Annotated in this window: 18 protein-coding genes; 4 read left to right on the top strand and 14 right to left on the bottom strand. The window is 71.6% G+C overall.

The window, feature by feature from the left end; genetic code table 11:
- Window positions 1-53: 53 nt before the first annotated feature.
- The 10 genes from ACIQMX_RS36250 to ACIQMX_RS36205 all read right to left on the bottom strand — a co-directional run bounded on the left by ACIQMX_RS36250 (window position 54) and on the right by ACIQMX_RS36205 (window position 14762).
- Window positions 54-2570 (bottom strand): hypothetical protein, encoded by a 2517-nt coding sequence (locus ACIQMX_RS36250; protein WP_402484470.1) that lies wholly within the window; start codon window positions 2568-2570, stop codon window positions 54-56.
- Entirely contained in the window at window positions 2567-3421 is an 855-nt protein-coding gene (locus ACIQMX_RS36245) for a hypothetical protein (protein WP_402484468.1), read from the bottom strand. Before ACIQMX_RS36245 ends, ACIQMX_RS36250 begins: the two co-directional genes overlap by 4 nt.
- A gap of 230 nt (window positions 3422-3651) precedes the next feature.
- Window positions 3652-6333, bottom strand: coding sequence for a hypothetical protein (locus ACIQMX_RS36240; protein ID WP_402484466.1), 2682 nt, complete (start codon window positions 6331-6333; stop codon window positions 3652-3654).
- Window positions 6334-6356: 23 nt separating this feature from the next.
- Window positions 6357-7931 carry an Hsp70 family protein gene (locus tag ACIQMX_RS36235; protein WP_363072946.1) on the bottom strand — a complete coding sequence of 525 codons (1575 nt, stop codon included), beginning with the start codon at window positions 7929-7931 and terminating at the stop codon, window positions 6357-6359.
- A gap of 51 nt (window positions 7932-7982) precedes the next feature.
- Complete coding sequence (grpE, locus tag ACIQMX_RS36230; protein ID WP_402484463.1) at window positions 7983-8489, bottom strand: nucleotide exchange factor GrpE; 507 nt, start codon at window positions 8487-8489, stop codon at window positions 7983-7985.
- 206 nt (window positions 8490-8695) lie between these two features.
- Window positions 8696-9754: a LacI family DNA-binding transcriptional regulator gene (locus tag ACIQMX_RS36225; RefSeq protein ID WP_326663026.1), complete on the bottom strand. Its 1059-nt coding sequence runs from the start codon at window positions 9752-9754 to the stop codon at window positions 8696-8698.
- Window positions 9739-11466: a glycoside hydrolase family 13 protein gene (locus ACIQMX_RS36220; RefSeq protein ID WP_363072952.1), complete on the bottom strand. Its 1728-nt coding sequence runs from the start codon at window positions 11464-11466 to the stop codon at window positions 9739-9741. The genes ACIQMX_RS36225 and ACIQMX_RS36220 overlap by 16 nt, the downstream gene beginning before the upstream one ends.
- Before the next feature lie 102 nt (window positions 11467-11568).
- The gene (locus ACIQMX_RS36215) at window positions 11569-12450 is read right to left on the bottom strand and encodes a carbohydrate ABC transporter permease (RefSeq protein WP_363072954.1); all 882 of its coding nucleotides are present in this window, start codon (window positions 12448-12450) and stop codon (window positions 11569-11571) included.
- The gene (locus ACIQMX_RS36210) at window positions 12447-13463 is read right to left on the bottom strand and encodes a sugar ABC transporter permease (RefSeq protein ID WP_363072956.1); all 1017 of its coding nucleotides are present in this window, start codon (window positions 13461-13463) and stop codon (window positions 12447-12449) included. The genes ACIQMX_RS36215 and ACIQMX_RS36210 overlap by 4 nt, the downstream gene beginning before the upstream one ends.
- Window positions 13464-13484: 21 nt before the next feature.
- Window positions 13485-14762: an extracellular solute-binding protein gene (locus tag ACIQMX_RS36205; protein WP_363072958.1), complete on the bottom strand. Its 1278-nt coding sequence runs from the start codon at window positions 14760-14762 to the stop codon at window positions 13485-13487.
- A gap of 382 nt (window positions 14763-15144) precedes the next feature.
- Here ACIQMX_RS36205 and ACIQMX_RS36200 point away from each other — a divergent pair, with 382 nt between their 5' ends.
- Both ACIQMX_RS36200 and ACIQMX_RS36195 read left to right on the top strand, forming a co-directional pair.
- A complete protein-coding gene (locus tag ACIQMX_RS36200) occupies window positions 15145-16212 on the top strand; it encodes a LacI family DNA-binding transcriptional regulator (RefSeq protein WP_402484459.1) in 1068 nt (355 codons plus the stop codon).
- Window positions 16213-16347: 135 nt separating this feature from the next.
- The gene (locus ACIQMX_RS36195) at window positions 16348-17268 is read left to right on the top strand and encodes a phosphatase PAP2 family protein (RefSeq protein ID WP_402484517.1); all 921 of its coding nucleotides are present in this window, start codon (window positions 16348-16350) and stop codon (window positions 17266-17268) included.
- 193 nt (window positions 17269-17461) lie between these two features.
- On the opposite strand, the gene ACIQMX_RS36190 is transcribed toward ACIQMX_RS36195, so the two are convergent.
- Entirely contained in the window at window positions 17462-20455 is a 2994-nt protein-coding gene (locus ACIQMX_RS36190; RefSeq protein ID WP_402484457.1) for a bifunctional [glutamine synthetase] adenylyltransferase/[glutamine synthetase]-adenylyl-L-tyrosine phosphorylase, read from the bottom strand.
- Window positions 20456-20761: 306 nt separating this feature from the next.
- On the opposite strand from ACIQMX_RS36190, the gene ACIQMX_RS36185 reads away from it, so the two are divergent.
- Window positions 20762-21277 (top strand): pyridoxamine 5'-phosphate oxidase family protein, encoded by a 516-nt coding sequence (locus ACIQMX_RS36185; protein WP_363072964.1) that lies wholly within the window; start codon window positions 20762-20764, stop codon window positions 21275-21277.
- Between the two features lie 50 nt (window positions 21278-21327).
- Here the strand turns inward: ACIQMX_RS36185 and ACIQMX_RS36180 are convergent, their stop codons facing one another.
- A complete protein-coding gene (locus tag ACIQMX_RS36180) occupies window positions 21328-22119 on the bottom strand; it encodes a putative protein N(5)-glutamine methyltransferase (RefSeq protein WP_363072966.1) in 792 nt (263 codons plus the stop codon).
- Between the two features lie 215 nt (window positions 22120-22334).
- On the opposite strand from ACIQMX_RS36180, the gene ACIQMX_RS36175 reads away from it, so the two are divergent.
- Window positions 22335-22925: a TetR family transcriptional regulator gene (locus tag ACIQMX_RS36175; protein ID WP_363072968.1), complete on the top strand. Its 591-nt coding sequence runs from the start codon at window positions 22335-22337 to the stop codon at window positions 22923-22925.
- Between the two features lie 41 nt (window positions 22926-22966).
- On the opposite strand, the gene ACIQMX_RS36170 is transcribed toward ACIQMX_RS36175, so the two are convergent.
- Complete coding sequence (locus tag ACIQMX_RS36170) at window positions 22967-23383, bottom strand: universal stress protein (protein WP_363072970.1); 417 nt, start codon at window positions 23381-23383, stop codon at window positions 22967-22969.
- Window position 23384: 1 nt separating this feature from the next.
- The gene (locus tag ACIQMX_RS36165) at window positions 23385-24878 is read right to left on the bottom strand and encodes an APC family permease (protein WP_363072972.1); all 1494 of its coding nucleotides are present in this window, start codon (window positions 24876-24878) and stop codon (window positions 23385-23387) included.
- Window positions 24879-24915: the final 37 nt, after the last annotated feature.

Raw genomic sequence — 24915 nt, 5'->3', positions numbered from 1 at the left:
GCTCGGGCGGTCCCGACCGGTGACCTGGCCGATTCGGCCTCTGCCGCGGGCCGTCAGCCGCCGTCGCAGACGATCGGCTCCGCCCGTGGCCCCGAGGCCGTCGGCGTCAGCCACGCCACGCAGACGGCCGTGGCCGTGTGCCCGTCCTCGGTGATGCGCACCGCGTACCGCACCGGACCGGGGCGCGCGTCGGCTTCGGCGCTCAGGCGCAGGCCGGCGGAGACGGTGGCGTGCGCGGGGACCCGGCGCGGCGGAGCACCGGCGGACGCGGCCCGCCAGCCGGGTGGCAGCACCGGCGGGCGGACATCGACGGCCACCGCCCGGTTCACCGTGCTGGTGAGCAGCAGGCCCGACCCGCTGGGCCGCAGCCGGAGCAGCCGGCTGGAGGGCGACCAGACGCGCAGCGTGGAGATGCTCACCCCCATGGGCTCGTCGCTCCCTGGAACGACGATCCTGATCGCCGACGCGGTCAGCCCGACCGTGATCTCGTCCTGGGCCAGACTCGGGACGAGTTCGGTGACATGGTGCTCGACGGTCCGCGCCGCCCACTTGCCGGCGGCGTCCGGCGTTTGGATCTCCACTCGGCCGGGGTCCACCCCGCCGAGCACCAGCTCGACGCGCGAGACCGGGACCGGGACGCCGAAGTCGACCTGCAGCCAGTCCGAGGCCCGGAGGCTGCCGACCGTCGACCAGAGTCCGATGACCCCCGTCCGCGGTCCGGCCGGCGAGGTGCCCTCGGCCGCATAGCTGGACGTGAACGTGGGCCATGCGACACCTTGGTGAAGTTCCGTCAGGTCATGGTCGCGAGTGAATCCTGGCAAGGGTTCGGCCCACCGGTCGTAGGCCGCGGGCAGACCGAAGAGCGAGGTGGCCGGAAGAACCGCGGCCTGCAGCAGGACAAGCGTCAACGGGAGAGCCACGAAGCCGGCGAAGTGGGAGAGCAGCAGCGTGTAGCGTGCGCGCCCGGTCCGGGCCGCGGCGGGGCGGCGCCCGCGAACCGGCCGCGGCAGGCGCAGCGGTGGCACGACCCGGCGCCGCCGGGGAGCCGCCGGGACACCGGCCGTCCACAGCAGCAGTCCGCCGAGATCCGCCTCCCCGTCCGCTCCCGCCTCGTCGGCCAGAAACCGTACGGGGACTGCGGGCTCCTCCACCAGACGGACCAGGTTCCCGGCCCCCGCGTTCACCAGCCACTGGCGGACGGCGTCGTCGCCCTCCGCGAGCCCGGCACCTGCCGAGGTACGGCGGAGCGCGGCCGTCTTCGTCAGGACGACGGCGATGCGCCGCGGGCGGCGGTCCGCGGGAAGGGACGCGACGTTGCGCAGCACGCGTTCGGCGGTTTCGCCCGGTTCCTGGGCGGCCCTCGGCACCGAGGAGATCCGCTCCCGGTCCTCGCCGGTCGAGGCACGCCGCACGGCGGTGAGCGCCGGTCCGTCGATCACCAGTACCAGGCCATGGGCGTGACGCAGGCCGTCCACGGCATCCACCTGCGACTGCTTGGCGAAGGCGGACCCCGGCGGATCGAGCAGGACGAGGGAACGGCGTCCGCCGCGCAGCCCGAACAGGCCGGTCGCTGCGGCACCCTGCACCCCGCCGCCGACGCTTCCGCGCAGCGACCTCACCCGCCGGGCCAGTTGCACCAGACCGCTGCGGACCAGGACGCTTCGCCCGGAACCGGGGGCCCCCGCGATCAGGACCAGATGGGTTCGGCAGTCGCCCCGCAGCATCGGACGGGAGCAGTGCGGGCACCGGGCTTCCAGCCGCCTGACGCCGGACGCGATGGCCGTGGGCAGGCGGATGCCGCAGCGGCAGGTGCGGTACAGGGCGCCGTTCCGGTCGGGCCCGAGCCGCCGGTGCCGCGCGCCGCAGCCGGGGCAGAGCCTCACGGGCAGGGCCACGAACCGCCCGCACTCGGGGTGCGGGCACACGGTGGCGGTGCCGGTCAGCCGTCGGCCGGCCCGGTCGGCCGCCAGACAGAGTGCGCAGAAGGCCCGGAAGCCGGCCGTCAGCACGGCCCAGACCAGGAGGTGGAGCAGCAGCGCCGACAGGAAGAGAACGGCCGTCACCAGGACGACCACCAGGGTCCAGAAACCGCGATAAACGCATCCGAGGAGGCCGAAGCACTGGTCTCCGAAGACCTCGATGCGTCTGCGAGGGCGGCCGTTCGCGGTGAACAGCTGGTAGTCGCGCTTGAGCGCGCTCGCCGCTTCCCTGGCGTACTCCGCCCGTGCGTCCTGCCACAGGGCCCGGAACACCCGCGGGCCGGCCCGGTGCAGGTACGGGACCCCGGCCGGCTCGCCGTCCATGACCGCCGTTCCGGGCGAGCCACCCTCGGACAGCCTCCACACGGAGCGGAAATGACGCCAGATCAGCCGCGGCAGCACTCTGCAGACGTAGTAGAAGGCGAAACCCAGGGCTGGGAACAGGAGCAGCATGATGCCGACCGCGAAGAGGGCGAGAGGCATGACCAGGACCCCGAGAGCGGTCTCGATCCACCCATTCACCGTCCGGGCCTTGGCACGCAGCCTCGCTGCCGTCCCGCGCACGCGCTCGGGCAGCTCGGGTCTCCTCACCGTTCGCTTCCCGCCCGATCGAGCAGGCCGAACCGGTACAGCAGCCACATCAGCGGGTCCTCGACCCGGTGCGGCCTCGGTCCGCCGGGCGGTGCCGCATCGCCGCGGGGTGCGCGGCCCAACGCCGAGAAGGCGAAGAGCTGGTAGTCCGCGCAGGCCTCACGCAGCCGCTGGTCGATGCCGTCGCTCCGCCACAGCGCCAGCAGCGCCCGCAGCTCCGTGTCCACCGCCGACCGGTCGGCGGCATCGAACCCCGGACCGGGGGAACGCCGCCGGTGCAGCGGTGAGTTGGGCGGCAGTTGCGGGGCCACCAGGTCGAGCTTCGCCAGCGCGACGGCGACCGGAATGCCGATCCGGCCACGGTCCGGGGACCCGGCTCCCGCCGTCCGCAACCGGTCGAGCACCCGGTCCACCACCAGTGCGGAGCCCGCTGCCCCCGGCCTCCCGGCCGGCCGGGGCACGGCGCCGGTCAGATCCCGCGGGTCGAGCAGCAGCACGATCGCGTCCGCCCCGGCCAGGCTCCGCAACTCGCCCTCGGCCGGCTCTCCGCCCGCGAACCAGCTTTCGGGCGTGTCCAGCAGCAGGAACGTCAGAGCCCGCTCGCGCCGGCCCGTGCGACGGCTCAGGCGGTGGACGAGCGGGCGCGGGCTCCCGGAGGCAAGGGCTGCGGGAAGCAGGTGCGCGTCCCCGTAGAGCGGCTGCTCGTACCGGCGTACATCGGTGACCGTACGGTCGTCGCAGGGCAGCAGCGCCGTGCCCAGGTCCTCACCGAGGCCGTGCCGCAGCTCGTGGAGCGCGACGGCGGTGAAGGTACTGCGTCCGCTTCCCGCCGGGCCGGCGAGGACCACCACGCGACCGCGGTCCCGAAGACAGCCCTCGGGCAGCCGCTCGTCGCACCGCCCGCAGTGAGGCCGTGAGGTCGTCCGGCCACAGGTACCGCAGAGCCCGGCCGACAGGAGTGGACCGGCAGCGGACGGGCTGACTGCGCCACCGCAGCGCCCGCGGACGCATCGGAAACCGATGTCGGCGCGAGTGATCCGCCTCAGGCACGACGGGCACACCCAGGTGCCCGGGCCACGGTTCAGGAATGCCATCGATTGCGCTCCGCCCGTCCGGCAGCGATCCGTAGCCGACTCGTGGGCGGATCGAGGAGGACCGCCTCCTCGCCGGACTCCTCGACGACGGCGAAGCAGCGCAGCCAGGGAATGTGCCCCCGCGGCAGCCTCGCCGTGAGGACGACCGCCCTGCCCGGACCCAGCTCCACGGCACCGAGTTCGGCGAGCGTCTCGCCGTCGCCGGCGGCGAGCGGCCAGGAAGGGCCCTGCGAGCCGACCAGCAGCAGTCCTGGCACCGCCACCGGGGCGGTCGAGGTGAAGACCGCCCGCACCGACGACCGTCCCGGCAGCCCTCGTAGGGCGAGCGTGTAGGCGATCTCGACGCGCGCGGGCAGGTGGAGCCGCAACGGTGCGCCCACCGCGCGCTGGCCTCGCACCCTGCCGACCGGGCGCACTTCGATCTCGACGGCCGCGCCGTCGGGGACCGGGAGCCGTGCCCCGCCCCGGTGCAGGTAGCCGAGACGGGTGACCACCTGCCGACGCGCGGCACCGTCGTCGGCGGTCCAGGCGAACTCCACCTCGCTCGGCCCGTCCGGCGGCCAGCCGAAGTGGACCACGGCCTCGCCCGGGCCCCGGGCCGCCGTCATATCGCTCAGTTCCGGGATCGCGACCACCAACTCGCGCGCACCGGCCACGGCCCGGTCGCCGGCGACAGTGGCCGCCAGGACGACGCTGCTGTTCCCCAGGGCCCGGAAGCGCAGGCCGCCGCTGAATGGACGGGTCCTGAGCCTGACGCCCTGGGCATCGAGCTCCGAGGGCCGCAGGCGCTGCCCCACGGCCCATGGTGGCGGGCCGTCGAAGGCGTAGAGCAGGACCTCGCCCTGAGGTGGCTCGAAGCGGGCCTCGAACAGCGACCGCTCCGCGGGCACGGCGACGACTGCGAGGTCGGTGACCGGCTCGGGCGGGCCGAGCGGAGTTGCGGTCAGCCAGATGCCCTCGGACGCCGACACCGTGCCGTCGTTCTCGAGGTAGAGCACCTGGACCAGGTAGCGGTGGGCGAGGCCGTTGGGCAGCTCCCGGTCGGTGAAGCCGCCCCGGTGGGCGGTCACGGTCCGGTTCCGCCCGGGACCGGACCGGTCGACGACACGCACGGACCGGGCCTCGGCCGGCAGCTGCCATCGGGCCGTCACCACACCGTCCTCCGCCTCCACGACGGCCGCCCGGACCTCCGGCCGGTACCGCAGCGGGCCGCAGACGGCGAGGTCCGACAGCGGACCGTCCGGTTCGACCGCGCGCCGGACCGCGACACCGTAGTGGACAGGCACGTTGGCCGGGGCGTCGGTGTCCACCAGGCGGCACCCGCCGTCGGTGGGGGACGCCAGCGGCACCCCGTCCCTCGCGGATCGTGGTGCGCCTCCCACCTTGCGCACCACCACGTACTGCGGCTGGCCGGCGGTCGACGGGGTGGGTTCCCAGGCGACCAGCACGCCCTCGGGGTCCGCTGTCGCCGTCACCCGCGGGACCGGCCGCACGGTGAGCGAGCGCCGCACCTCGTCGATCCGGTGCAGGTCCCTGACCAAGGACTCCGCCTGGTCCAGCAGCGTCCAGGCGAGGTCGGGCGCGTCGACCGAGCGAATGGAGGCATGGGTGCTCAGCTGCCACGCCTCGGCCAGTGTGTCGCGCACCTGCGCGGCCAGCGCCGCCGCCTCCTGCGGAAGAGCCTCCGGTGGGATCCGGTCGAGAACCGCCGCGGCCTCGGAGAGCAGCCCGTCGGCGACGAGTGAGCGCAGCCGGGTGGTGACCGGATCGGCGGCTTGCTCGTGCAGGACGGCGAAGACCAGCCTGCGGGCGTCCTGCGGCGCCACCGAGAGCTCGCCGGTGGCGTACGCGAGCAGGCTGCGCGCCCCCGCACGGGCGGCCCTCCGCGCCCGCAGCGGCTCGGCCAGCTCGTGAAGCAGGACTGCTCGCAGGCCCTCGGGACCCGAGTCGCCGAGAACCTTGCGCGCGGCGGCGACGACGGACTGAGCCGCCGTGTGGGCGGCTCCGTGCGGCAGGCGCCCCCAGCTCAGGGCGGCTGTCTGCAGCTCGTCCTCCCTGGGCCCGGGCCCGGTGAAGGGCCGTAACGGTTCGGTCAGGCGCGCACCGGGTCCCTTCGCGGCGAGGAAGTCGGCGAGATGGCGCAGGCGCAGCACGGCAAGGTGTCGTGCGCAGCGGATGTAGACGGGATGCGGCAGATCGCGGGGCAGCGGGTCGGGGGCGGCCACGACGATGGACAGGGTGGCGAGAGCGGCGTCCACCCGTGAGGCGTCCGCCCCGTGGACGGCGCCGGCCTGCCGCCGTGTCTCGTCGGTGATCAGCCCGAGTCCCTCCGCGGCCTCGGTGAGGGTCGCGACCAGCTGCCCCTTCGCGGCGGCCGCACGCACGCCCTGCTCGGCGAGGGCGGCGTGCAGGGGAGCCAGATCACCCGCCTGTGCCGCTTCGAACAGTGCCTGGTGGACGAGATGGGCCGCCTCCAGCTCCTCGATCACCGGCCGGTAGGTCAGCCGGGTGCGCTGGCGCCGCCAGCACGCCCGTACCGCCTGCACCGTCTCGACGACTGCCGGGGCGGACAGGTCCTTAGGGAGCTGGTAGCGGTGTCGCAGGTCATCCTGGACCGGCAGGCCCGCGTCGAGTACCTCGCGCCGATAGCTCGTTTCGTCGAATGCCATGATCCGGCCGCGCCCGACAGCCGTCAGGCGATCCGTTCCTGGGCCAGAGCGGTACGGGCCTCGTCCACGTCGTTCTGGGTCATGCCGCCGATCTGTACGGACAGATGGAGGCGTTTGCCCGTCTCGCGTTCCGTGGCCACCACTTCGAGCAGACCTGAGCTGTTGAGTGAGAACTCGCAGGCGAACGGCCACCGGGCGGGTTTGCCCGGCGGGATGTCCAGATCTCCCTCGGCGACCACGGTGTTGTGGTCGAGCTGCTCGGACTCGACGGCGCCCGCCTGTTCCATCACCTGGATGTGCACCCGGCGCTGGTTGTCCGAGACGGTGTAGAAGTCCTCGTTCACCGCGGCCGGCAGGCTGTCGTTCGCGTGGACGAGGTGGGTGACGTAGGCGCGGTCGGTCTCGACGTCGAGCACGCGGATGCCGTAACCACGCGAGGCCACGGTCGAGACCTGGTACGGCTGTCGCGTGATCCGGCCGGTGTCGGGAACGTCAGGGGCATCGTCGGCACGCAGCTCGCCGGAGCTGATGGCGTACAGGGCACGGTCGAGGGCGTACAGGGCGGCGCCCCGGGCCACCGTCAGATCAGGGTTGTGCAGCTGGGGATCAAAGCCGAACGCATCGTGCAGCCGCTTCGTCACGGCGGGCATCTTGGACGCTCCGCCGACCAGCAGCACCTCGTCGAAGTGCGCGACCCCGCGGTCGCGGGCGACGGCGAGCGTGCGCCGGGTGATCTCGACCGTCCGGTCGAGCAGGTCGGAGGTGAGCTCCTCCAGCAGCTCGCGGGTCAGCTCGACCTCGGCCACCAGGCCCTGGTGCATGACGCGGACGGTGTAGTGCGAGCGGAAGGAGAGGGCCTTCTTCGCCTCCTCGGCGTCCCGGCGCAACTGGGTCTCGGAATACTGGTCCGTCAACGGGTCATCGGCATCGGGGAACTTGGCCCGGAAGGATTCCACCAGGTGCAGCACGACGCGGTCGTCGAAGTCGGATCCGCCGAGTTCCTTGGCGCCGTCGGTGCACAGGACCTTCAGGTCCGTGCCGCGCAGGGTCAGCACGGTGGTGTCGAAGGTGCCGCCGCCCAGGTCGTAGACGAGGACGGTCCGGTCGCCCCCCGCGGCGACGTCGAGCGCCCCGTAGTCGAGCGCGGCGGCGATGGGCTCGGCGACGATGTCCAGCACCCGCAGGCCGGCGATCTCCCCCGCCTTGCGCGTGGCATCCCGCTCCGCGAGCCCGAAATAGGCCGGCACGGTGATGACCACGTCCCGGACCTCGGCGCCTCCGCTGACCCGGGCGTCGTCGGCGAGTTTGCGCACGATACGCGCGGAGATCTCCTCGGGCGTGAAGGGCCGGCCGTGGAAGGTGCGGACCACGGACTCGCCCATGTCCCGCTTGATCAGCCGGACGACGTGCTCCGGGTCGAGTACTGCGGCGTCCTTGGCGCTCTGGCCGACGACGGTCTGGTCCTCGTTCTCGAAGAACACCACGGAGGGAGTGGTGTCCGAACCCTCCAGATTTCGCAGCACCGTGGGCCGGCCGACATCGTCGACGCCGGCGACGCAGGAGTAGGTCGTGCCGAGATCGATTCCGTAGACGGCCATATGCGGATCCTCACCTGGAGCGGACGGCTGGAACGGTCGGAGGCCGGCCCGTCAGGGCCCCCAATGAGTCACGAGCACCTCGGACTTGCGCACCACACGGTCGCCCTGCTCGAAGCCCGCCGAGACGGCCCGGCCCACCGTGCGGTCCTGTTCCGGCGACGCGGCGGGGATCCGTCCGACCGGGCGGTGCCGCCCCGCGTCGTAGGCCTCGCCCACCTGGGCCGTGTACCGGTCGACGCCGGTGGCCGCCAGAGCGTCCGCGGTCTCGTCCGCGAGCGCGCGCAGCAGGGTGCGCAAGTCCTCGACGCTCAGGGGGCCGTCGACCAGTTCCGCCTGCCGCTGGATCTGGTCGTGCAGGCGGATCAGCGGGCGGCGTACGACGTCGAGGGCGTGCTCGACCTCCCCGCGACGCAGCTGCTCCAGCTCGGTGTGCAGGCGCTCGATAACGCCCTCACGCAGTTCTGCCAGCTCCTGCTCACGCGTGAGCGCGGCCACGAACTCCGCTGCCAGAGCGGGCAGTTCACCCACCGGCTCGGCTGCATCCGCTTCGGCTGACACCTCGGACATCGTTACCCCCCACCGAAAGGTAGCTTCGACCCTAGCTTCTGGAGTCCGGCCGGATCACCTCTTCCCGCAATTCCCATGCGCGCAGACCGGTCGGCGCCGGTATACGGATGCCGGTGGCAGTGCCGCCGTCGCCCACTCCCCCGACGCGCGACGGGGCCGGGTCCCCCCTCCGGACCCGGCCCCGTTCACGCACACCCTCAGGCGCTGCGCAGCGCCGCCGTCGAACCCCGTACCACCAGCTCCGGCTGGAAGACGTACTCCGTGCGCTGTACGGGACTTCCGCCGATCTCCTCCAGCAGCGCGCCCACCGCCGCCGCCGCCATCGCCTGCACGGGCTGGCGCACCGTGGTCAGCGGCGGGTCGGTGAACGCGATGAGCTGCGAGTCGTCGAAGCCGACCACCGACACGTCCCGCGGCACGTCGAGCCCGCGGTCCCGGGCGGCGCGCACCACGCCCAGCGCCATCAGGTCGCTGCCGCAGACGATGCCCGTACATCCCTGGTCCAGCAGCGCACCGGCCGCCACCTGTCCGCCCTCGACGCTGAACAGCGTCGAGCAGACCAGGTTTTCGGCGTCCTCGCGGTCCAGGCCCAGCAACGAGACCGCGGCGTCCACGAAGCCGTCCCGCTTGCGGCGGGAGGGCACGTAGCGCTGCGGTCCGATCGCCAGACCGACCCGGCGGTGGCCGAGTTCGGCGAGGTGCCCCACGGCCATCCGCACGGCAGCGTTGTCATCGGGCGAGACGAACGGGGCGCTGATCCGCTCGTTGTAGCCGTTGATCAGCACGAACGGCACGCCACGGTCGGTCAGCGCGGCATAGCGCGCCGGGTCGGCCGAGGTGTCGGCGTGCAGTCCGGAGAGGAACACGATGCCGCCGACGCCGCGTTCGACGAGCTGCTCGACGAGCTCGTCCTCGGTGGCGCCGCCGGGCAGCTGGGTGCAGAGCACCGGGGTGTAGCCGTGGCCCGCCAGGACCTGTTCCACGGACTGCGCGAACGCCGGGAAGATCGGGTTGGTGAGCTCGGGCGTCACCAGTCCGATCAGCCCGGCGCTGCGCTGCCGCAGCCTTACGGGGCGCTCGTAGCCCAGGATGTCGAGCGCCGCGAGCACCCGCTGACGCGTGGTGTCCGCGACGCCCGGCTTGCCGTTGAGCACCCGGCTGACCGTCGCCTCGCTGACGGATGCCTGGCCGGCGATGTCCGAGAGCCTCAGCGCGCTGCCTGCCCTGGGCGGGGGGACGGTCACACCGTCCACCACACCGTGGTGTCCGCGGGCAGCTCGATCTCGGCGCCGTCGGCCTGGACCGGGCTGCTCGACAGCAGGACGGTGCCGCGTACGGGGATGCGGACCGGGGCGCCCGTGGTGTTGACGGTGCAGACGAAGCCGGGGCGGGCGAGGACCAGCACGCCCTCGGGGCCGTCCAGCCACTCCACCGCGGAACCGGCACCGAGCCCGGGGTGCACCCGGCGGGCGGCGATCGCGGCCCGGTACAGCTCCAGGGTGGAGCCGGCCACGCCGGTCTGGGCCTCGATGCTCAGCTCGCCCCAGCCGGCGGGCTGCGGCAGCCAGCTGCCACCGTCGCCGAAGCCGTAACTGCTGCCCTCGCGGGTCCACGGGATCGGCACGCGGCAGCCGTCGCGGAAGCCGTCCTGGCCCTCGGCCCGGAAGAACGACGGGTCCTGGCGCGCCTCGTCGGGCAGGTCGGTGACGTCGGGCAGGCCGAGCTCCTCGCCCTGGTAGACGTACGCGGAGCCGGGCAGCGCCAGCATCAGCAGGCTGGCCGCACGGGCCCGGCGCAGGCCGAGCTCGCGGTCGCCGGCGGTGCGGATCTGGGTGCCGAGGCCGGCCGGGTTGGCGAACCGGGTGGCGTGCCGGGTGACGTCGTGGTTGGAGAGCACCCAGGTGGTGGGGGCGCCGACCGGACGCATGGCGTCCAGCGAGGTGTCGATGACGGCGCGCAGTTCGGCGGCGTCCCAGGCGGTCGACAGGTACTGGAAGTTGAAGGCCTGGTGCATCTCGTCGGGGCGCACGTAGTTGGCGGTGCGCTCGACGGTGGGGGTCCAGGCTTCGGCCACCGCGATCCGCCCGCCCGTCGCCTGCCGCCGCCCCTCCGACGAAGGCCCTTCGGGCCCCATTGCATCGGGGTACTCGTCGAGGATGGTGCGCCAGCTGCGGTAGATCTCGTGCACACCGTCCTGGTCGAAGAACGGCATGACATCGTTTCCGAGCAGCTTCAGCTGGTCGTGCGCGCCCAGGTCGGGCAGGCCCTCGGCCTTGACGAGACCGTGCGCGACGTCGACCCGGAAGCCGTCGACGCCCATGTCGAGCCAGAAGCGCAGGATCGAGCGGAACTCGTCGGCGACGGCGGGGTGTTCCCAGTTGAAGTCGGGCTGCTCGGGCGCGAAGAGGTGGAGGTACCACTCGCCGGGCGTGCCGTCCGCGTCGGTGGTCCGGGTCCAGGCCGGGCCGCCGAAGATGGACTCCCAGTCGTTGGGCGGGAGTTCGCCGTCCGCGCCCTTTCCGGGGCGGAAGTGGTAGCGCTCGCGCAGCGCGGAGCCGGGGCCCTCGGCGAGCGCGCGCTTGAACCACTCGTGCTGGTCGGAGGAGTGGTTGGGCACCAGGTCGACGATGATCCGCAGACCCAGGTCATGGGCGCCCCGGATCAGGGCGTCGGCGTCCAGCAGGGTGCCGAACATGGGGTCGATGGCCCGGTAGTCGGCGACGTCGTAGCCCGCGTCGGCCTGCGGGGAGGCGTAGAAGGGGCTGAGCCACACCGCGTCGACGCCGAGGTCCTTGAGGTACGGGAGCCGGGCGGTGACGCCTGCGAGGTCGCCCATGCCGTCACCGTTGCCGTCGGCGAAGCTGCGCGGATAGACCTGGTAGATCACCGCGTCCTGCCACCAGCCGGTGCGGTGGACCGGGGCGTCGTCGGACGTGCCGGTGGAGGGGGCAGCGAGGTGCTGGGTCATGTCGTCCCTGGGGTGTCTGGGTGGGGGGTGGCGCCGGAACCGGGTCGGGATGCCGGCGCCACCGTGACTTGGTGCGTGCGGGTCGTGCTGCTGCCGTGGCCCTCAGCCCTTGACGGCTCCGGCGGACATGCCGGTGACGAGGTGCTTCTGCGCGAACAGGAAGACCAGGGCCGCGGGTATCGCGATGAGCACGGACGCGGCGGTCATCGGACCCCACTGGGCCCCGTACCGGTTGACAAACAGCTGGAGTCCGCCCGCGAGCGTGAGGTTGTCCTCGCCGACCATGAACGCGGAGGCGTACGCCACCTCGCCCCATGCGGTGATGAAGGAGTAGAACGCGGTGACGGCGAGGCCCGGCTTGGCCAGCGGCAGGATGAGCCGCCAGAACGTGCCGAACGGGGTGAGCCCGTCGACCTGCCCCGACTCGTCGATCTCGCGCGGGATGGTGTCGAAGAAGCCCTTCATCATCCAGGCGCAGAACGGAACCGAGATGGTGAGGTAGGTGATGACCAGACCGGCGGGCTTATTGAGGAGCCCCATGCCCGCCATGATGTTGTAGATCGGCACGATGAGGACGGCGACCGGGAACATCTGGGTCACCAGCAGCGTCCACATCAGCCCGCGCTTGCCGGGAAAGCGGAAGCGGCTGACGGCGTAGCCGGTGGAGGCGGACACGAACACGCCGATGAGCGTGGTGAGCCCCGCGACGACCACCGAGTTGCCGAACCAGGTCAGGAACTTCGTGTTCTGGAGCAGGTTCGTGTAGTTCTCGAACGTCGTCTCTCTGAAGAAGTCCGTCGTGGTGGCGAGCTCGGCGGGCTTCAGCGAGGTGAGCAGGACCCAGAGCACCGGGAAGACGGCGATCACGGACGCGACGATCAGCGTCAGGTGCAGCGCGGTGGAGGCCAGCGGTGAACGCTCGCCGCGCAGCCGGATCTTGGGCGCGGAGTGCCGCGCGGCGGGGTTGGGTGCGGTGGTGGTCACCAGTCGTCTCCCTGGGTGCGGAGGACTCGCCGGTACACGGCGGCGAAGAGCATCAGGAGTACGAGGATCAGCACGCCCCAGGTGGAGGACTGCGCGAAGTCGCGCGGGCTGATCTCGAAGGAGAACTTGTACGCCTGGGTCACCAGGATCTGGGTGGCGTCACCGGGTCCGCCGCCGGTCAGCAGGAAGATCACCGGGAACATGTTGAACGTCCAGATGGTGGAGAGCAGGATCACCGTCGTGGAAACGGGGCGCAGTCCGGGCAGCGTGATGTGGCAGAAGCGCTGCCAGGCCGTGGCGCCGTCCATCTCCGCCGCCTCGTAGTGCTCACTGGGGATGGACTGGAGCCCGCCGAGGAGGGCGACCATCATGAACGGCACCCCGAGCCACACGTTGACGACGATGACGGAGATCTTCGCCCAGGTGGGATCGCCCAGCCAGTCGATGCCACCGAAGCCGCCACCGGAGAGGAACTTGTTGAGCAGCCCGCGGTCCTCGTTGTAGAGGAAGCGCCAGGCGAAGACGGAGACGAAGCCGGGGATGGCCCAGGGCAGGATGAGCGCCATCCGGTAGACCGAGCGTCCGGCGATCCTGCGGTTGAGGATGTTGGCGAACATCAGGCCAAGGGCGAAGGTGATGGCCACACAGGAGACCGTCCACACCAGGGTCCACCCGAGCGTGCCGAGGAACTGTTCGCCGGTGAGCGCGTCGGTGTAGTTGTCCGCGCCCACGAACTCGTACGTGGCGGGCATGTGGTTGACACCGATGGACCGCGCGACGTTGCGCTCGTTGGCATCGGTCAGCGACAGGTAGATGCCGCGGACCAGTGGGTACCCGATGATCACGCCGATCACGACGACGACCGGGGCCACCATCGTCCAGGCGTACCAGTGCGTCGACAGAGCCCGCCGGAGCCTGCTCGGCGGCGGGGGGTTACCAGTACCGCGGCTCCGGCCGCGGGCGACGTCGTCGCCCGCGGCCTTCGCCACCGACTGGCTGGTGTGGACAGCCATCAGCCGGCCTGCCTTCCTGGGTTACTTCCAGCCCTTGAGGAGCTTGCGGTAGGAGTCGCCGGTCGTCTTGACGGCCTTCTCCGGGGAGGTCTGGCCGGTGAGGACCTTGGTGTACTCGGTGACGAGCGGGGCGAAGAGGCTGCCCGTCTCGGGGATCCAGGGACGCTCGACGGCGCTCTCGACGACCGGCTTGAAGAAGCCGACGATCTCGTTGTCGACGACGGACTCCTCGGCGTAGGCCGAGGTGCGGGTCGGCAGGAGGTTGAGCTCCTTGGTGACCTGGGCCTGCGTCTTGACGGAGGTCATGTAGTCGACGAAGGCGTAGGAGGCGTCGAGGTTCTTGGAACCGGCGTAGACGGCCAGGTTGTGACCGCCCTGCGGGGCGCCCTGGGCGGCGGAGCCGGCCGGGACCGGGGCGACACCCAGGTTGGCCTTGTCCTTGAACTCCTTACCTGCGTAGGTGTCGGCGACGGCCCACGGACCGTTGATCATCATGGCGACATCACCGTCCTTGAAGGACGCCTGCATGTTCTCCCAGCCGTCCGTCGCGTCCGTCTTGGCGGTGCCGGACTCGACGAGGTCCTTGACGACCTTCATGGCCTTGACGCCGGCCTCGTCGTCGATGGTGACGGTCTTGTCGGAGGCGTTGACCATGTCGCCGCCCTCGCCGTACAGGAAGGAGAGGAACCAGTACGCGTCGTCGCCACGCAGGTAGAGGCCGGTCTTGCCGGTCTTGTCCTTGATCTTCTTCGAGACGGTCTTCAGCTCGTCGATCGACTTCGGGACCTCGACGCCGGCCTCCTTGAAGATCTTCTTGTTGTAGAAGATGCCCATGGAGTCGATGACCTGCGGCACCGCGTACGTCTTGCCGTTGTACTTGGTGGACGCGGCGGCCTGCTTCAGGAAGTCGTCCTGCTTGACCAGGGCGGCGGTGTCGTCCAGCGGGGCGAGGTAGCCGAGGTCGGCGAACTCGGGCGTCCAGGCGACCTCGGAGCGGATCACGTCGGGGGCGCCGGAGCCGGACTGGGCCGCGTTCTTGAACTTGTTCTGCGCATCGCCGAAGGGGACGTTGACGTACTTGACGTCGACCTTTGGGTGCTCCTTCTCGAAGCCCTCGGCGATCTTCTTGAAGACCTTGTCCTCGCTGCCCGCGGTGGAGGTGTCCCACCACGTCACGGTGCCGGAGAGCTCGCCCGAGCTCTTGGAGGTGCCGTTGGAACTGTCGTCATCGCTGCCGCAGGCGGTCGCCGCGAGCGCCAGGGCCGCGACCAGGGCGGTGGCCGTTATGCCACGTCGCATCTGAACTCCTTCAACTGCCGTACCGCTCCGTCGCGGCGCCGGGTCGACGTGAACGTAACAAGGATGAAAGACGGCCGAAAGAGTTTGCGGAAGATTTCTGCAAGCTCCGGCGATCGTTACATTCGCGTGTCCTCACGGTTGCCGTCAAGCCTCTTGACGGAAGTGCCCGGCCCCTGGCAGTAGCGGGCGACCGCGCACGATTCCTCAGTGCGACGATCTGATCGCAGCAGGCAAACCGACCCCGCAAGACCTTGCAAGACGTTGCTGCCGCCGTGGAGGGTCATGCCCTCCGGGACCGGTACGCGAGAGCGCGCAGGGGCGTCGGCGTCCGATTCCTGTGCATGGTGGGCAATCCGACCCACGCCCGGTACAGTCCAGTCACATGACCGCACGGCTTGCCGATATCGCAACTCAGGCGGGGGTCAGCGAAGCGACGGTCAGCCGCGTACTGAACGGCAAGCCCGGTGTTGCCGCGACCACCCGTGAATCCGTCCTCGCGGCGCTCGACGTCCTCGGCTACGAACGCCCCGTACGGCTGCGCCGGCGCAGCGCGGGCCTGGTCGGCCTGATCACGCCGGAGCTGGAGAACCCCATCTTCCCGGCGCTCGCGCAGGTCATCGGCCAGGCGCTGACGCGTCAGGGCTACACCCCGGTGCTGGCGACCCAGACGCCCGGCGGCTCCACCGAGGACGAGCTCACGGAGATGCTGGTCGACCGGGGCGTCTCCGGCATCATCTTCGTCTCAGGGCTGCACGCCGACACCTCGGCCGATATGCAGCGCTACGAACAACTGCGCGCCCAGGGCGTCCCCTTCGTCCTGGTCAACGGCTTCTCCCCCAAGGTGCAGGCGCCGTTCATCTCGCCGGACGACCGGGCCGCGATGCGGCTCGCGGTGACGCACCTGGTGTCACTCGGCCACACCCGGATCGGCCTGGCCGTCGGCCCGAAGCGCTTCGTTCCCGTGCTCCGCAAGATCGAGGGCTTCCACGCCACGATGCAGGAGCAGTTGAACCTGACGGCGGACCAGGTCGAGGAGCTGATCCAGCACTCCCTGTACACGCTGGAGGGCGGTCAGGCCGCCGCCTCAGCGCTGATGGAGCGCGGCTGCACGGCGGTCGTGTGCGCGAGCGACATGATGGCGCTCGGCGCGATCCGCGCCGCCCGCCGGCTCTCCCGGGAGGTCCCGCGCGACCTCTCGGTGGTCGGCTACGACGACTCCCCGCTCATAGCGTTCACCGATCCGCCGCTGACCACGATCCGGCAGCCGGTGACGGCGATGGGCCAGGCCGCGGTCCGCACGCTCCTGGAGGAGATCGGCGGCACACCCGCCCCGCACAGCGAGTTCGTCTTCATGCCGGAACTGGTCGTGCGCGGCTCGACAGCCGCGGGCCCCGGCCCGGACGCGTCCTCGGACGCCCCGGCTGTTCCAGAGTCCCACGTACGTTCGTAACCCGCAGGACGTGCAACCCGCTCCCCGCCGGAGGATCATCGGTGTGAGGGGGCAAATCTGGCAGACTCTGTGCCTATGGGTGAATTGAGCGTGAAACCACAGGAAGGCCGCACGGAGGCCACCCCGTCACCCATCGTGAACGAGGCGGCCCCCGAGGCGAATACGAAGCAGAACCGCGACGGAAGCCGGATCGGCAGACTGCTCGGTCACGGCCTGGCAGCTCTCCGCTCACCACGGTCGCCCCGGCGGCCACGCCTCTGGTTCGAAATCCTGCTGATCGCGGTCAGTTACTGGCTGTACTCGCTGGTGCGCAACGCGGTCCCGGAGCAGAAGGCTGCGGCCCTGGCCAACGCCGACTGGCTCTGGTCGGTCGAACGGTTCCTGGGCATCGCCGTGGAGCAGTCCGTCAACCACGCGGTCAACTCGGTGACATGGCTGATCGTGTCGATGAACTACTACTACGCGACCCTGCACTTCGTCGTCACCATCGGTGTGCTCGTCTGGCTGTTCCGCCGCCACCCGGGCCGCTACGCACCGGCCCGCCTGGCGCTGTTCGCCACCACGGCCGTGGCGCTGCTCGGCTACTACCTGTATCCGTTGGCCCCGCCCCGGCTGATGAACGGCGGCCACTTCATCGACACGGTCATGGTCCACCAGACCTGGGGTTCGATGGCTTCGGGCAACTTCAAACAGATGTCGAACCAGTACGCGGCGATGCCGTCGATGCACATCGGCTGGTCGCTGTGGTGCGGCCTGACCGTCTTCGCCCTGGCCTCCGCCCCGTGGGCGCGCATCCTGGGCCTGGTCTACCCGACGGTCACCCTGATCGTCATCGTGTCGACCGCGAACCACTTCTGGCTGGACGCGGTGGGCGGCATGGCATGCCTGGCCTTCGGCTACGCGGTGTCGTACGCCTGGTACGGGGCGCTGCCGCACCACCTGCCGAAGCTGATCCCCCCGAAGCCGACGCGCCGGCCTCGCCTGGCCGCGGTGACGAGACGCCGCACGGGCCCCATCAAGAGGCACCCGGCCACCTCGAGCCCCTCCACCGACTGAGGACCATCCAAGCCCCTCCGGCGACTGAGGGCCGAGGACCATCCAAGCCCCTCCGGCGACTGAGGAGCGGGGCCCGGGGCAGAGCCCCGAAACCTCGACGCACCCGCACCCGCACCACGCCCGTACGCACCCGCACCCACGCCCATGCGCACGCCCACCCGCGCCCCCGTGAACCGGCCCCGAAGGGGCCCCCTCACGCCGCCCCGTAGAACCGCTCGTCCACCACCGCCCGGGCCCTGCGCGTAATGCGCCGGTAGTCGTCCAGCATGTCCCCGACATGTCCCGGCTCGTACCCCAGGTACCGCCCCACCGCGGTCAGCTCCCGCGGCCCGGACGGGAAGGTGTCCGCGGGCCTCCCCCGCACCAGCATCACCGCGTTGCGGACCCGCGTCGCCAGGACCCACGCCTCGTCCAGCGTCTGCGCGTCCTCCCCGGGGATCAGCCCCGCCGCGCACGCCGCGGCCAGCGCCTCCCTCGTCCGGGTGGTCCGCAGCCCCGGCTCCGCCCAGCCGTGCTGCATCTGCATCAGCTGGACCGTCCACTCCACGTCGCTCAGCCCGCCCCGGCCCAGCTTCGTGTGGAGGGTCGCGTCCGCGCCGCGCGGCATCCGCTCGGACTCCATCCGGGCCTTCAGCCGCCGGATCTCCCTCACGGCGTCCTCCCCGAGGCCTTCCGCCGGGTACCGCAGCGGGTCGATGAGCTCGATGAAGTCACGGCCCAGGTCCGCGTCGCCCGCCATCGGCTCGGCACGCAGCAGCGCCTGGCTCTCCCAGACCAGCGACCAGCGCCGGTAGTACGCCCCGTACGACTTCAGGGTGCGCACCAGCGGCCCACTCTTGCCCTCGGGGCGCAGATCCGCGTCGATGAGCAGCGGCGGGTCGGCGGTGGGCAGCTGGAGCAGCCGGCGCATCTCGGAGACCACCCGGTTCGCGGCCCGGCTCGCCTCCTGCTCGTCGACGCCCTCGCGCGGCGCGTGGACGAACAGGACGTCCGCGTCGGAGCCGTACGAGAGCTCGTGGCCGCCGAAGCGGCCCATGCCGATCACCGCGAACCGGGTGGGCAGGGTGTCGCCCCACTCCGCGCGGACGGCGGCGCGCAGCGCGCCGGCGATCGTGACCGCGTTCAGGTCCGTGACGGCGCTGCCGACCCGGTCGACGAGCGCCCCGGGGTCGGGCTCGGCCGGGCTGTCCTCGGTGCCGTAGGAGCCGATGAGGTCCGCGGCCGTCGTGCGGAACAGCTCACGCCGCCGCACCCCGCGCACGACCGCCACCGCCGACTCCGCGTCCTCCGCGCGCCCCACCGCGGCCAGCACCTCCTGCTCCAGGTGCTCCCGGCTGCGCGGCTTCAGCCCCTGCGGGTCGCCGAGGAGCGCGACGGCCTCGGGGGCGCGCAGCAGCAGGTCGGGGGCGAGGCGGCCGGCGGACAGGACCCGGGCGAGGTTCTCGGCTGCCGCGCCCTCGTCCCGCAGGAGGCGCAGGTACCACGGGGTCTTGCCGAGCGCGTCGGACACCTTGCGGAAGCCGAGGAGCCCGGCGTCCGGGTCGGCGGAATCGGCGAACCAGCCGAGCAGCACGGGCAGCAGCGTGCGCTGGATGGCGGCCTTGCGCGACACCCCGGAGGACAGCGCCTCCAGGTGCCGCAGGGCGGCCGCGGGGTCCTCGTAGCCGAGTGCGACGAGACGGTGGGCGGCGGCCTTCGCGCTGAGCCGGGACTCGCCGGGGGCGAGCTGGGCGACGGCGTCGAGCAGCGGCCGGTAGAACAGCTTCTCGTGCAGCCGCCGCACCACGGAGGCGTGCCGCCTCCAGGCCTGGTTCAGCTCGGCGATGGGGTCGGTGCGCATGCCGAGGGAACGCCCGAGCCGTCGCAGGTCCGGCTCGTCGACCGGGACGAGATGGGTGCGTCGCAGCCGGTAGAGCTGGATGCGGTGCTCCATGGTGCGCAGGAACCGGTAGGCGTCGTCCAGCTGGGCGGCGTCCACCCGCCCCACGTATCCGCCCCGGGCGAGTGCGCCCAGGGCCTCCAGGGTGGATCCGCTGCGCAGGGCGGGGTCGTTGCGGCCGTGGACGAGCTGGAGCAGCTGGACGGCGAACTCGACGTCGCGCAGTCCGCCGGGACCGAGCTTGATCTCGCGGTCGACCCGGTCGGCGGGGATGGTGTCGATGACCCGGCGGCGCATCTTCTGTACGTCGGTGACGAAGTTCTCGCGGTCGGCGGCCTGCCAGACGAGCGGCGAGACGGCCTCGACGTACTCGGCGCCCAGCTCGGGGTCCCCGGCCACCGGTCGGGCCTTGAGGAGCGCCTGGAACTCCCAGGTCTTGGCCCAGCGCTGGTAGTAGGCGAGGTGCGAGCTGAGCGTACGCACCAGGGGGCCGTTGCGGCCCTCGGGCCGGAGGTTGGCGTCGACGGGCCAGATGGTGCCTTCGACGGTCTGGTCGGAGCAGATCCGCATCATGTGCGCGGCCAGCCGGGTGGCGGCCTGCATCGCCGCGCTCTCCTCGGCGCCGTCGACGGGTTCCGCGACGAAGATGACGTCGACGTCGGAGACGTAGTTCAGCTCGTGGCCGCCGCACTTGCCCATCGCGATGACGGCGATCCTGCACTGCGCGGCGTCGGCGGGCGTGGCCGTACGCGCGATGGCGAGCGCGGCCCGGAGCGTCGCGGTGGCCAGGTCGGCCAGCTCGGCGGCGGCCTCGGCGACATCCGTCGTACCGCACACGTCGCGTGCCGCTATCGACAGCAGGCACCTGCGGTACGCGACGCGCAGCGAGTCCGGATCGACGGCCCCGGCCAGCTCGCGTTCGAACTCGGGGACGCCGGGGTGCAGATCGGCCGCCTCGTACGTGACGAGGGCCTGCCAGTCGCGCGGGTGCCGGGCCAGGTGGTCACCGAGCGCCTCGGACGCCCCGAGCACCCCCAGGAGCCGGTCCCGCAGCGGCTTGGCGGTGACGAGGGTGTCCAGCAGGATCTGCCGCTCGTCGGCCTCCTCCGCCTCGACGAGCCGGACGACTCCGCGCAGCGCCAGATCGGGGTCGGCGGTGGCCCCGAGGGCCTCGAGAAGAACCGGGTCGGAGCGTACGGAGGAGAGTTCCGGCAGGTCCAGCAGCCGCTCGGCGGCGGACGGATCGGTGAAACCGTGCCGCAGCAGTCGGGTGAACGTACTGCTCCTGCGCCCCGGCAACGTCGTCATTCCGCGCTCTCCTGCTCGCCGCCCGATCACCACCCACGTTCTACGAGCTTAGACCGGTCGGCACATGGGGGGTGGGTGAAGGAGCGGGGCCGGGTGCGTGCGGCTGCGAGGCGGAGGAACGAGCAGCGGCGGAGCCCCGGCGATGGACGACGACGCCGCAGACGGGCGGGCGGCCCCGCGACGCCGCGCCTCATCGGTTTCATCGGTCCGGGTTCCGCACCGATGAAACCGATGAATACGGAGCGGATGCGCAGTCCGTACTCGGTAGGCAGGATCACGTGCAGGACCCGACCAGGAGGATTCGCCATGTCCGCATCCGAACCAGTCGCCCGGCTGGACCCCCGTTACAGCAGCCCTGGGGCGGCGGCCGGTCCCTGGGCCGGGGCCCGGCGGCTGCTGACCGAGGCCGAGCTGTACTGGCTGACCACGGTCCGTCCGGACGGCCGCCCGCACGTCACTCCGCTGATCGGGGTCTGGTGGGAGGGCGCGCTGTACTTCTGTACGGGCGCCGAGGAACGCAAGGCCCGCAATCTGGCGGGCAATGACGAGGTGGTCCTCACGACCGGGAGCAATTCCTGGTCGGAAGGGTTCGACGTGGTGGTCGAGGGCCGCGCGGAGCGGGTGGGCGACGACGGCACGCTGGCCCGGCTGGCACAGGTGTGGGAGGAGAAGTACGGCACGGACTGGCGCTTCGACGTGGCGGACGGCGCGTTCGTCGGCGCGCAGGGCAACCGGGCCGAGGTCTTCGCGGTGTCCCCGCGGACGGTGTTCGGCTTCGGCAAGGGTGACCCGTTCACGCAGACCCGGTGGAGCTTCGGCTGAGGAAGGCGTTCCGAACGGGCCCGGTGCGCGGGCCCGTTCGGGGTTCGGGATCAGCCGGCCGGCCGGGTGCCGATGACGACGGTGGCGTACCACTCGTCTGAGGTGACCACGCGCGGGACGAGCCCGCTGCCGGCCATGGCCTCCTCGGCCCGTGCCGCCTGGCGTTCGCTGGTCTCGACGAGCAGGCTGCCGCCGGGGGCGAGCCACTGCGGCGCCTCGGCGGCCACCCGGCGCATCACGTCGAGGCCGTCGCCGCCTCCGTCGAGGGCGACGAGGGGTTCATGGACGCGCGCCTCGGCGGGCAGCAGGGCGACATCGCCGGTCGGTACGTACGGCACGTTGGCGAGGAGCACGTCGACGCGCCCGCGCAGGGAGCCGGGCAGCGGGTCGAAGAGGTCGCCCTCGTAGACCCGGCCCCGCTCGCCGATGTTGCGCCGGGCGCAGCGGACGGCGGCGGGTTCGACGTCGGCGGCGTGCAGCTCGACCTCGTGCAGCGCGGCGGCGAGGGCCGCGCCGAGTGCGCCCGAACCGCAGCAGAGGTCGACCACGACGGCCGGGTTCGGGGCCAGTTCCGCGGCCCGGCCGATCAGGAACTCGGTACGGCGGCGGGGGACGAAGACGCCGGGGTCCACGGCGATGCGCAGACCGCTGAACTCGGCCCAGCCGAGGACGTGTTCCAGGGGGTGTCCGGCGACGCGCCGTTCCACCATGGCGGTGAGCTCGGCGGGACCGGCAGCCGTGGCGGCGATCAGGCCGGCCTCGTCCTCGGCGAAGACGCAGCCGGCGGAGCGGAGGGTGGTGACGAGGGAGGAGAGGTCGAGCGGTGACAGCGGGACCGGCATGGAGCGGAGAGCCTTTCGGGAAAACGCCGATGGGTGCTCCGCGACCGGTTACGTCCGGTCGGCCACGCGATCATGTGAGGCGAGCACCCAGCCTGATACAGCGGTAATGGGTCCCACCTCCTTCGGTACGTCCCCGTGCGGGGATGCGAAACACTACCTCAGCCCGGCCCCGGTCCGGTCCCGCCCGCCCGGTCCGGCCACGGATAATGGCAGCCATGGAGCGCTCTGTGGGACTTCGGGAACGCAAGAAGGAAGCCACCCGGCAGGCCGTGCACGAAGCGGCGTTGCGGCTGACCGTCGAGCACGGCTTCGACCAGCTCACGGTGGAGGCCGTGGCGGATGCGGCCGGGATCTCCCGCAGAACGTTCTCCAACTACTTCGCCGGCAAGGAGGACGCCCTGCTCCACGGCGACGAGCAGCAGATCGGAGAGCTCGTCAGGGCCGTACGCGAGCGACCCGCCGACGAGGGTGCCTGGCCGGCGCTGCGGGCGGCCGTGAAGCAGTTCGCCGAGCGCGTCGCACCTCCGGAGCGCGAATGGGCCGTCCGCACCCGGCTGGCCATGAGCCACCCCTCTCTCCTGGCCCGCCAGCTGGCCAACCACGCGGCGATGGAACGCGACTTGGCCGATGCGGTGGCCGCCCGCCCGGCTCCTTCGGCCCGTCCGGTCCGCCCCCTGGTCCTCGCCACGGCCTTCCTCGCCGCGCTGCGGATCGCGATGCGCATGTGGATCGAGGAGGACCTGGCCCGGGAGCCCATCGACGTGATCGACGAGATCCTGGACGAGATGGGGCGCGACTTCGGCTGAGCGGTGCGGCAGGGCGGCCGCTGCGGTGCCGTCCTGCCGGCTCACGCATCGGTCGGCACGCAGAGCACCGGCACGGTCGACAGGTGGAGGAGCTTGTGCGGGGTGGAGCCGAGCAGTGCCCCGCGGATCGGGCTCTCGCCCCAGCTGCCGACCACGATGACCCGGGCCCCGTGACGTGCGGCGGCCTCGATCAGGGCCTGCGCCGGACTCCGGTCGATCACCTCGACGGTGGTCGGCACGCCCGCTCGCCCGGCCGCCGCGACCGCACGTTCGAGGCCGGAACGGCCGGCTTGGCGGACCGCCTCGTAGTGGGCCCGGTACTCCTCGCCGACGGGGCCCGGCGGCGCTGCCCCGTAGACCAGGACCAGCGGTTCACCGTAGGCGTCGGCCACCTCGATCGCGATGTCCAGGGCGCGTGCGGCACCGGGTGACTCGTCGTAGCCGAGGACCACGGACATGTCAGGACTCCTTGCCGTGCACGAGGTCGGGGTCGACCACGCCGCGGCGCTCGGCCCAGAAGAGAGAGGACCGCAGGCGCCACACCACCATGAGCACCACACCGATCAGGCTGATGCAGATGCCGATGACGAGGGGCGGGCCGAGGCCGAACCACGAGGTGCCGCTGTAGGAGTTCGCGGGGTCCGACATGTCGATGACGGACCGCACGAGCAGCCAGGTCAGCAGGCCGGCCCCGACCAGCGGTCCGAGGCCGATGAGCAGGAAGCTCCGTACGCTCTCGGTGAGGTGGCGGCGGTAGTACACCGCGCAGGCGACACCGGTCAGCGCGTAGTAGAAGGCGATCAGCAGGGACAGCGCCGTCAGCGAGTCGAACAGGGCGTTCTCGCTGATCTGGTTGACGACGAGGTACCAGGCGATGGCGATGGCGGCCACCCACCAGGTGCTCACGTCAGGCGTCCGGAACCGCGGGTTGATACGGGCGAAGTGCGCCGGCAGCGCATGCCGGCGGGCCATCGACAGTGCGGTGCGGGAGGCGGGGATGATGGTGGTCTGGGTCGAGGCGAGAGCGGACGTCGCGACCGCGAGGAGCACGATCCAGTCCCAGCCGCCCATGACCTCGCGGGCGAGCAGGGCGAAGATGAACTCCTCCTCGTCGGCGTTCTCTGCCAGGTACGCCGTACCGGCGAACGCGACGACCGCGAAGCCGACGGACAGATAGGTCACCAGCAGGATGACGGTCGACCACACGCCCGCCTTCCCCGGGGCCGTCGCGGAGTTCTCGACCTCCTCGGTGAGGTTGACGGCGGATTCCCAGCCCCAGTAGATGAACACGCCCAGCAGCAGGCCGCTGGTCAGGGCCGCGCCGCCCGCTCCGAAGGGGTTGAGCCACTCGGCCGAGGGACGGATGGATTCGAAGGAGGTCGTGCCCGCGTAGACGCGGTACAGCGCGACGATCACGAAGACCAGGAGGAAGGCCACCTGCGCCAGGATCAGCACGTTCTGCACCTTGGCCGACAGCTCGGTACCGATGACGCACAGCCCCGTCATCACCAGGATCAGGATCACGGTGAGCAGTTGGCGTACGAAGGTGTTGTCGGCCCAGCTGTCGAGTCCGACGGCCATCAGGCCGAAACTGACGGCGACGTCCGCGAGGGAGCCCACGACGAGCACTCCGGTCATCGTGATGGCCCATCCACCCAGCCATCCGGTCCACGGCCCCATGGCACGGGTCACCCAGGAGAACGTGGTTCCGCAGTCCTGATCGACCTTGTTCAGGTAGTAGAAGGCCGAGGCGATGAAGAGCATCGGCACGAAGGAGGCGAAGAGCACTCCGGGTGCGTAGATGCCGACGAGCGCGACGATCGGCCCGATGACAGCCGCCACCGAGTAGGCCGGGGAGGTGGCGTTCAGCCCGATGACGAGCGCGTCGACGAAGCCGATCGCGTCGGGCTTCAGTGTCGCCTGCCGCTCCGGTTCTGCAAGGTCCTCTGCCATGTGCCCTCGCTACGTCACGGGCCCGGGGAGAAGGTGG

Origin of the sequence: Streptomyces sp. NPDC091416 (assembly GCF_044756845.1) — a bacterium.
In the GTDB taxonomy this organism is placed as follows: domain Bacteria; phylum Actinomycetota; class Actinomycetes; order Streptomycetales; family Streptomycetaceae; genus Streptomyces.
The sequence above is the reverse complement of the archived record's forward strand: the minus strand, read 5'-3'. Positions and strand labels throughout refer to the sequence as shown.